Source organism: Nocardia uniformis NBRC 13702 (assembly GCF_001613345.1).
Lineage (GTDB): Bacteria > Actinomycetota > Actinomycetes > Mycobacteriales > Mycobacteriaceae > Nocardia > Nocardia uniformis.
Map to the genome: position 1 here is coordinate 26,865 of NZ_BDCE01000001.1, position 9,715 is coordinate 36,579.

The 9,715-nt window shown below is 68.9% G+C and carries 6 protein-coding genes; 5 read left to right on the forward strand and 1 reads right to left on the reverse strand.

What is annotated here, in order from left to right:
- Positions 1-135: 135 nt before the first annotated feature.
- Entirely contained in the window at positions 136-1,458 is a 1,323-nt protein-coding gene (locus NU1_RS00130) for an acetyl-CoA C-acetyltransferase (RefSeq protein WP_067516047.1), read from the forward strand.
- Between the two features lie 112 nt (positions 1,459-1,570).
- On the opposite strand, the gene NU1_RS00135 is transcribed toward NU1_RS00130, so the two are convergent.
- Entirely contained in the window at positions 1,571-2,017 is a 447-nt protein-coding gene (locus tag NU1_RS00135) for a hypothetical protein (RefSeq protein WP_157551901.1), read from the reverse strand.
- A gap of 259 nt (positions 2,018-2,276) precedes the next feature.
- Here NU1_RS00135 and NU1_RS00140 point away from each other — a divergent pair, with 259 nt between their 5' ends.
- From NU1_RS00140 to NU1_RS00155, 4 genes are all read left to right on the forward strand, one after another.
- The gene (locus NU1_RS00140) at positions 2,277-2,753 is read left to right on the forward strand and encodes a universal stress protein (protein ID WP_067516038.1); all 477 of its coding nucleotides are present in this window, start codon (positions 2,277-2,279) and stop codon (positions 2,751-2,753) included.
- A gap of 141 nt (positions 2,754-2,894) precedes the next feature.
- Positions 2,895-3,983, forward strand: coding sequence for an isochorismate synthase (locus NU1_RS00145; protein ID WP_067516040.1), 1,089 nt, complete (start codon positions 2,895-2,897; stop codon positions 3,981-3,983).
- Between the two features lie 790 nt (positions 3,984-4,773).
- On the forward strand, positions 4,774-4,944 hold the full coding sequence (locus NU1_RS00150) for a DUF2613 domain-containing protein (RefSeq protein ID WP_081592797.1): 171 nt from the start codon (positions 4,774-4,776) through the stop codon (positions 4,942-4,944).
- A 77-nt stretch (positions 4,945-5,021) separates the two neighbouring features.
- Positions 5,022-9,617: an alpha-(1->3)-arabinofuranosyltransferase gene (locus tag NU1_RS00155; RefSeq protein WP_084520837.1), complete on the forward strand. Its 4,596-nt coding sequence runs from the start codon at positions 5,022-5,024 to the stop codon at positions 9,615-9,617.
- Positions 9,618-9,715: the final 98 nt, after the last annotated feature.

The window sequence follows — 9,715 nt, forward strand, 5'->3', positions numbered from 1 at the left end:
CGCGGTCTCGAGCACATACGAGGGTGCGGTGTCGACAATGAACTTACTCCGGAGTAAGTTTAATGTAAACCAATCGGCGTCGGTCCTCCGGGACCGGGCGTGCCGGACATCCCCGATCAGACACTGGAGAATCGAGTGACAACCAAAGCCCGTTCGGCGAAGCCCGCGGCAAAGACCGGCAAGCAGGCTCGCCCCGTTGCGATCCTGGGTGGCAACCGTATTCCGTTCGCCCGTTCCGACGGCAAGTACGCGCACGCTTCCAACCAGGACATGTTCACCGCCGCGCTGAACGGCTTGGTCGCCCGCTACGGACTGCAGGGTGAGCGCCTCGGCATGGTGGTCGGCGGTGCGGTGCTCAAGCGCGTCGGCGAGCACGGCATGATCCGCGAAAGCGTGCTCGGCGGCACCCTGTCTCCGTACACCTCCGCCTACGATCTGCAGCTGGCGTGCGGCACCGGCCTGCAATCCATCGTGACGGTCGGTGACGCGATCGCCCTGGGCCGCATCGAGTCCGGTATCGGCGGCGGTACCGACACCACCTCCGACGCGCCGATCGGCGTGAGCGAGTCGATGCGCGAGTGGATGCTCGACGCCAACCGCGCCAAGAACAACAAGGATTACGCCAAGCTGGTCGGTCGCCTGCGTCCGTCCATGGTGGGTATCGAGATTCCGCGCAATGCCGAACCGCGCACCGGACTGTCGATGGGTGAGCACGCCGCCATCACCGCCAAGGAATTCGCCATTGCCCGGGAGGCCCAGGACGAGCTGGCCTACCTGTCACACAAGAATATGGCGGCCGCCTACGACCGTGGGTTCTTCGACGACCTCGTGACGCCGTTCCTCGGGTTGACCCGCGACGACAACCTGCGTCCGGGCTCGACCGTCGAGAAGCTGTCCACCCTGAAGCCGGTCTTCGGCACCAAGCTGGGCGACGCCACCATGACCGCGGGCAACTCCACCCCGCTGACCGACGGTGCCTCCGCGGTGCTGCTCGGCTCGGAGGAGTGGGCGGCCTCGCGCAACCTGAAGCCCCTCGCCTACCTGGTGGACTCCGAGGTCGCCGCCGTCGATTACATCCACGGTCCGGACGGGCTGCTCATGGCCCCGACCTACGCGGTGCCGCGCCTGCTGGCCCGAAACGGCCTGAAGCTGCAGGACTTCGACTACTACGAGATCCACGAGGCCTTCGCCTCCGTGGTGCTCGCCACCCTGCAGGCGTGGGAGTCGGACCAGTACTGCAAGGAGCGTCTGGGCCTGGACAGCGCACTGGGGTCCATCGACCGCGGCAAGCTCAATGTCAATGGTTCCTCCCTCGCCGCGGGCCACCCGTTCGCCGCGACCGGCGGCCGCATCATCGCCCAGACCGCCAAGCTGCTGGAGGAGAAGGGCGGGGGCCGCGCCCTCATCTCCATCTGCGCCGCGGGCGGCCAGGGTGTCGTCGCGATCGTGGAGCGCTAGACATCCGGTAACACCTCGCGCCGGTAGTCAGGCGCATGGCGGGCGGTGCCCGATCCGCATACGACGGATCGGGCACCGCCCGCCGCCGTTTCCGGCCACCGCCTCGCACTCGCTACAGCACCGCTTTCGCGGCGGACAGCACCTCCGACAGCAGCGGTAGGGATTCGTCGCGCTGGGGTGGGCGGGCCCACCAGCGGCCCTCGACGGTGTGGCGTCCGAAGCCGGTCGGCAGGATCACATTGCTGCGATGCGGGCCGATATCAACGCTGCCGCGCTCCAGCTGTTCTACGCATTCCGGTTGCGGATAACCGTCGAATACCGCCAGAAATGTTCGGCGGGGCGGGTTTTCGCGCACCAGCACCGGGCCGGGGACGCCGCGTACGGACAGTTCGTCGAATATCAACGCGCCCAATGATTCCGGGGTATTGAGGGCGGCGATGGTGTCGACCAGCGAGAGCACCACGAAGCCGGGGGTCGTGACATGGACATGAGGTAACCCGAACAGGGCTCGGTAAACGTTCGCCCAATCCTGGGGAGTGGTCAGTTCCTCCAACCGCAATCCACACACCTATCGGCTAGAAGTACAGCGACGGCGATGTCGATCATCGGCGGAAGGCCGACACCTGCCAGTGAAGCCCGCAGCCCGTCCCCACACCGGCAATTCGGGTGAATCGTTCGCAAACAGTATTTGATTTGCGGCTCCTTCGTCGCGCCGATGATTCGGCGCGTTCATATCCTGGTCTGCCGGTGTCCGCTCCGATCACCGTTGTTCAGGGTAACCTCAGGGTGAGCCCGACGCTCCTACCAGGAGGTTCGTCATGCCATGCGATCAGATGCTCATCGCCTACGACGGGTCCGAGAATGCCCGGCGGGCCGTGGAATACGCGGGACGGTTCCTCACCGCGAACCGGGCGGTGGTACTCACCGCCTGGGAGCCCATGGTCCGGCAGGCGGCGCGACTGACCGGGATATCCGGGGTGATGCAGCCGGACTGGGTGACCGATGACGAAATCGAGGACATCGCCTTCACCGACGCCAAGACCATCAATGCCGAGGGACTGAAACTGGCGGAACTGGCCGGGCTCAATGCCGAGGCGCGCACGGTCGAATGCACCACCACCATCTGGAATGCCATCGTCGATGTGGCCGACGAGTTGGATGTGGACATTATTGTGGCGGGGACGCGCGGGGCCACCGGAATAAAGGCATTACTGCACTCCAGCGTCGCGGACGCGGTACTCAAACACTGCCATCGGCCGGTGTTCCTGGTGCCACCGGTAGGGGAACAGAAATAGCGCCGCGGCACCCTCGGCAGCCAATCACGTAGCGGCGCCGCGGGCCTGGACGGCGGGCCGGAGCGGAGCGGCCACGCGCGCTGAGAGCTTCATCGCTCTCCCGCGGCAGCGCCGCGTGCGCGGACTATCGTCGGAAACACCATGGACGGATTCCTGCTCGCCACTCCCGGTGGGGTCGTACGCACCACCGGTACCCGCGCGGCCTTCGATGAGGTCGGCGCTGCCGCGTCGGCACTGCGGGACGGGGCCGAGGTCATTGTCGGGGCGCTGGCTTTCGATCCGCGGCGACCGGCCGCGCTGATCGTGCCCGAGCGGGCCCTGCACACCGCCGGACCCTGGCGGCCCGCCGCCCTGCCGGAGCTGCCCGAGGTACGGGTGGTCAGCGAGATACCCAGCGCGGCAGAGCATATGGCGCGCGTGGCCAAGCTGGTGAAGCAGCTCGCCGATCCGGAGGAGCCGCTGCGCAAGGTGGTCGCGGCGCGCTCGCTCATCGCCGGAGCCGGGGCGCCACTGGAACCGGAAGTCGTTGCCGCACATCTCATTACTCGCCATCCCCGGGCGAATGTTTTCGCCGTGGACCTGACTCCCGCCGGACGGCCCGGCGACACCCTGATCGGCGCCACCCCCGAGGTACTGGTCGCGCGACACGACCGCACGGTCACCTTGCGCCCGCTGGCCGGGACACTGCCGCGACTGGCCGATCCGGACGCCGATGCCGCGCAGGCCCGAGAGCTACTGTCCAGCAGTAAGAATCGCGAAGAACACGCCTACGTGATCGACTGGATTCGCGAGCAGCTCACCCCGGTATGCGATGAACTGTCCATCCCCGACGGCCCCGAGATCATCAACACCCACGAGGTATGGCACCTCGCCACCCCCATTACCGGCCGTCTCCGCGACCCGGCCACCACCGCCCTCGACCTCGCCGTCCTGCTGCACCCCACCCCCGCCGTCTGCGGCACCCCCACTCCCCTCGCCCTCGACACCATTACCGACCTCGAGGAGGACCGCGGCTTCTACGGCGGCGCGGTCGGCTGGTGCGATGCCCACGGCGACGGTGAATGGGTGGTCGCCATCCGCTGCGCCGAACTCTCCGCCGACGGACGCACCCTGCGCGCGTTCGGCGGCGGCGGCATAGTCGCCGCCTCCGACCCCCAGGCGGAGCTGGACGAGACCAGCGCCAAACTCCGCACCTTCCTCGGCGGCCTGCACTGCCGGGTGCCCGGGTAGGTCCACCCATCGAGCCGGACACGGCATCGGCGGCAGTGCGCGGCCGGGAATCTGCCAGCTGGCGCTGGTGCGGTGTCCACCAACGTTCGCGGCGTACTCACTCCCGTCATTCCGGCGTGCCGTTGGACGTAACCGGCACTAGCCGCCAGCTCTCGGCCTGCAGACCGGGTAGGTGCCACCTCCACCGCTCCCCCTGGCCTCCGGGGTAGACCAAGCAGATGATGGCCTCGGTGAGCAGGCCGAGCATGACCCAATCGGAGAAGTCGGCCGACCGTGCGACGGAGCCGGTTTCGGCGCAGCCGATCCCGCCACGAGCAGGACCGCCGTGAGCGCCACACGAAGCGCCTGGTCGGAAGCTCTACGCGGCACACCCCTCGTCATTCCGGCGTGCTTGTGGCCGGAATCCACACCCGAAAGTGCGTGCCACACGGTGTGGATCCCGGCCAAGAAGCGCGCCGGGACGACGGGGCGGTTCGCCATGAACGTGCGGCACTCTCGGCACCACGCTGCACGGCGTTGGCCAGCTCGTCAGCCTGCGCCGTCCCACACTCCGCACCGGCCGTGTGAGTACGTCGGGCAGGCTGCGAACTGTCGATCGAGTCGCTCTCGCGGCACCCTGATCGAGGCTGGCGACAGTGCCGCCCGCCGGGTCGAAGGGGCCGCCCGACACCCACGGAAGAGACGTCGTGGGTGTCGCAACCGGGCAACCGGTACGCACGTGTCGGCCTCCGGGGCACCGACCTGCTAGGTTGGCTCGGAGTTACGCATGCCGATGTATGGGAGTACCGCGATGAAGTTTGCCGTCCCTGGTGTAGCGAGCGCTGCCGGTGGAGCCCTGCTCGGACTGGTCGCTGTGCTGCTCGTGACGATGGCGGCGAGCCAGAACTCGCGCCCGGATATCGACCGCAGTGGCGATGCCTCGTCCTCGCTACTCAATAACGTCGAGTACGGCGCTCGCTGAACCTGCCGTCACCTGATTCCGCCGAAACCGGTCTAACCGACCGGTCCTCGGCCACCGCACCGCTGGGTCGCCGCTGGATGATCGGCACCGTGGTCGCGGCGTTCCTGCTCACCTTCCTGCAGGCGCCCGGCCGCACCGTCGCCGATACCAAATACGACCTGGCGCAGAACCCGCTCGGCTTCCTCGCGCGCGCCTCGCACCTGTGGAATTCACAGGCGCCCATGGGGCAGGTGCAGAACCAGGCCTACGGGTACTTCTTCCCACACGGGTCGTTCTTCTCCCTCGGACATGTGCTCGGCCTACCCGCCTGGGTAACCCAGCGCATTTGGTGGGCGCTGCTGCTGCTCGCCGGATTCTGGGGCATCATCCGCCTCTGCGAGATCCTCGGCATCGGCAGCCGCGGCTCCCGGGTGATCGCCGCGACCGCCTTCGCGCTGTCCCCGCGCGTCCTGACCACCCTCGGATCGATTTCGTCGGAAACCTTGCCGATGATGCTCGCGCCGTGGGTGCTGCTGGCTCCGGCGGCGCTCGGGGTGGCCGTCCGCACGCGACGGGTCGGCAGACCCGATCCGGACGACGTCGAGGGTGATGCGGTCAGACCCGAGCGCCAACGGCCCGACGCCGACAACAGTGACATCGCGCCCAGCGATTCCGCTGCCGACGGGGGTCCGTCCGCCCCTCCTCTCGCCATGCCGAGCGATCCTGGCGTCGCCGAGGGCGGCGTCCCACACAGCGGCCCCGCACCGGGTGCCGCTGGGCTCACACGAACGGTGACCGGATGGGTCACGGCCGCACGCGATGCGCTTCGGCCTGGCAATGCCCGCGACCGGCGAAACAGCGACACCACCGGACGTACCCGTCGAACGTGGGGCCACGCCACCACCCCCGCCGCGAGTGCGCTGGCGCTGGCGCTGATGGGTTCGGTGAACGCTGTCGCCACGGCGGCCGCGTTCCTGCCCGCCGCGCTGTGGTGGATCGCGTACAAGCCGAATCGGCGGTGGTGGCGGTTTACCCGCGCATGGATTCCCCTGCTGGTGCTGGCCACCTTCTGGTGGGTGGTGCCGCTGCTGCTCCTCGGCAAGGTGAGTCCGCCGTTCCTGGACTTCATCGAATCGTCGGGGGTGACCACGCAGTGGGCGTCGCTCGGAGAGGTACTGCGCGGGACCGATAGCTGGACGCCATTCGTATCTCCGGAGCGGATCGCGGGGGCGGTGCTGGTTACCCAGCCTGCCGCGGTACTGGCCACGGGGATGTTGGCCGCGGCGGGGATGGCCGGGCTGGCATTGAAGTCCATGCCGGGCCGGGGGCGACTGGCGCTGATTCTGTGTGTCGGGCTGGTCGGGATCTGCGCTGGATACGCGGGCCAATTGGGTGGGCCGTTCGCCGAGCAGGTCCGGCTCTTCCTCGACACCGGGGGCGCACCGCTGCGGAATGTGCACAAGCTGGAGCCGCTCATCCGGTTACCGCTCGTGCTGGGACTGGCACATCTGCTGAGCCGGGTGCCGCTGCCCGCATCCGTGCCGCTGCCGGTGTGGCGCAGCGCCTTCGCGCATCCGGAGCGCAATCGGATGGTCGCGGTGGCGGCGCTCATCCTCACCGCGCTGACATTGTCCACCTCGCTGGCGTGGACCGGGAAGCTCGCGCCGCGCGGCGATTACGACCGGGTGCCGCGGTACTGGCAGCAGACGGCGGATTGGTTGTCCGACAATGCTTCCGATACGCGCGCGCTGGTGGTTCCCGGAGCGCCGTTCGGCAGCCAGGTGTGGGGATTGACCCGCGACGAACCCTTGCAGGCCTTGGCGAGCACGCCCTGGGCGGTACGAGATTCGGTGCCGCTCAACCCACCCGGCGCGATTCGAGCCATGGATTCGGTACAGCGACTCATTGCCGACGGGCGACCGTCGGCGGGGCTCGCGGCCACGCTCGCCGAACAGGGCATCGGAATTCTGGTGCTGCGCAATGATCTCGACCCGGAAACCTCGCGGTCCACGCGACCGATACTGGCGCACCAGGCGATCGAAGGATCACCGGGACTGTCCAAGGTCGCCGAGTTCGGCGATCCGGTGAAGGCCACACAGGTGAACGGACTGGTCGCCGATGCCGACCTACAGCCCGAATACCCGGCCATCGAGATCTATCGAGTGCAGAACCGTCAGATCGGAACACCCGCCGACCTACGCGGCGGCGTGGGCGCACCCGGCTCCTTCCCCGGCGCGTACACGGTGCCACTCGACAGCGTGCCCGTGGTGCAGGGCGGCCCCGAAGTGCTGGAGCGATTGCAGCGCGATCCCGAAACGCCCTACGGCCCAACCTTGCTCGCCGCGGATGCCGCGACCGCCGAACTACCCGTCGACACGGTCACCATCACCGATACCCCGATGGACCGGGAGACCGACTTCGGCCGCGTCGACAACCACAATTCCGCGGTGCGCGCACCGGGCGACCCGCGCCGCACCTACAACCAGGTGCCCGACTATCCGGTGCCCGGTGCCGAACTCGTCCACGGTGAATGGTCCGGCGCCACCGTCACCGTCTCCAGTTCGGCCGCCGACGCCACTCAGCTCGGCGGGGCCGCGCCGGGCAGTTCCACCGCCGCGGTGGTGGACGGCGATCCCAGCACCGCCTGGATCAGCAATGGCACCCAGTACGCCATCGGACAGTGGCTGCGACTGGATCTCGATCAGCCGATCAGCTCCGGAGCACTGCGCATAACCACCAGCGGGGCCGCGATCGGAGCACCGATCAAGTGGCTGGAGGTGGCCACCGCCAAGGGGACGGTGTCGGCGCGTATTCCCGAACCCGGTACGCCGGTGAATATCTCGCTGCCGCCCGGCAAAACGCACTGGATCAAAATCACCGCCACTCAGACCGACAACGGCAGCAGGGGCGGACAGTTCGGGATCAGCGAACTCACCCTCAATGACTTCGCCACGCGCGATGAACCCGTGGCCGTCGATATCCGCCACCGCACGGTGCTGCCGCCCACCCCATCCGGCGCGCAGGTGGAAGGCTGGCGGCTCGGGCAGGAATTCCCCGGCCGCACCGCCTGTTTCGACTCCCCGGACCGGGTCCGATGCAATAAGGCCCTCGTCCTGGCCGCTGAGGAGCCCGGGGTATTCGAGCGCACCCTGACCGTGCCCGAAGCGCTCGCGGTGACACCGGATCTCATCGTCCGCACCCGGCCCGGCCCCGCCCTGGAGACCACGCTCAGCGACCCGGCGCGCCCCACCGCCCGCGGTCGCGCCGATGTCGCCGACCCGCGCGGCTCGGCCCTCGCCGCCACCGACGGCGACCCGCGCACCAGCTGGACCGCACCGGAAACCGCGGTCCGCAATCAACTCGGGGCCAAACCCACCCTGGTCATCGAGCTACCCGAACCCACCCTGGTGACCGGGCTCGACGTAACCCCCTCGCTCGGCAGCCTCCCGGCCCACCCCACCGCCCTCTCGATAAACCTCGGCGACGGCCCCCAGGTGCGCGAGGTCGACCCCGAGGCCGGCGTCCCCACCCGTATCGAGCTGCACCCGAGCGTCACCGACCGCATCGAACTCAGCATGCACACCTGGGAGCCGGTACTCGACCGCACCGCACTGGGTTTCGCCCAGGAGCAGTCTCCGGGCCTGGCCGAGGTGAATGTGCTCGGACCCGATTACCCGCCGCCCGCCGATCCGAACCGGCCCATCACCATCGACTGCGCCCACGGCCCGACCATTGTCTTCGCGGGACGCACCGTACACACCACGGTGACCGGCACCGCCGCCGAATTGCGTTCCGGCGCACCACTGCCCGCGCGCGTGTGCACGGCCGACGAGGTCGCGGCCGCGCTCCCCGAACTCAGCTCCGAGGGTGAAGCGCCCGGGGCGAACGATGATTCGATCATTCTGCCCGCGGGCCGGGTGGATGTGACCGTCGCGCCGACCGAATTGTTCTTCGTGGACGAGCTGCGCCTGGACCGGTTCGCACCGGACTCGGATCTGCTGCCCTCGCAATCCGGCGGCACCGCGAACGATCCCCAGGTATCCACAGGGGTTCGGGCCGCCGCCGGCACCCGACTGCTGGTGCTGCCGCTGAGCACCAATGTGGGGTGGCAGGCCCGCACCGCCGACGACACCGCCCTGGAGCCGGTGGTGATCGACGGCTGGCAGCAGGCCTGGCTGGTTCCGTCCGGGACAGAGGGACCGATCACCATCTCGTTCCCCGCCGACCGCTGGTACCGCCTGGCCATCTTCGGCGGACTACTCCTGCTGATTCCCCTGGTGCTGCTCGCACTACGGGGGCCGCGTGTTCGTCGCGACGAACCGCATTCCAGCTCGGCCGCCGACGACCCGGCTCCGCGCACCTGGCGCAGCCGCACGGTCAGCGCGCTCGGTCTCACCGCGGCCGCGACCCTGATCTCCGGACCGACCGCAATCGTGCTCACCGCAACGGCTCTCGTCGCCGATCGGGTCCGCCCCCGCAACTGGGACCGCATCCTGGTCGCCTTGGCCACCGGCGGCACCGCCATCTCGGCCGCCGCCCTCTCCACCGGCCCGTGGCGCTCCCCCACCGGCTATATGGGCGGATCCCTGTGGGTCCAACTCCCCGCCCTCATCGGCATCATCGCCGTCGGCGTGGCCGCCCTCCCGACCCGCCGCCGCAAACCTCTCGAAGACCCCGATCAGCCGGCCGCATAGCCGCCGCACCCCGGCCGCATAACCGCCAAACTCACCCGGCCGCACAGCCACCCGCCTCACCCGCATAGCCGCCCGCCTCACCCCGGGCAATCGCCCGG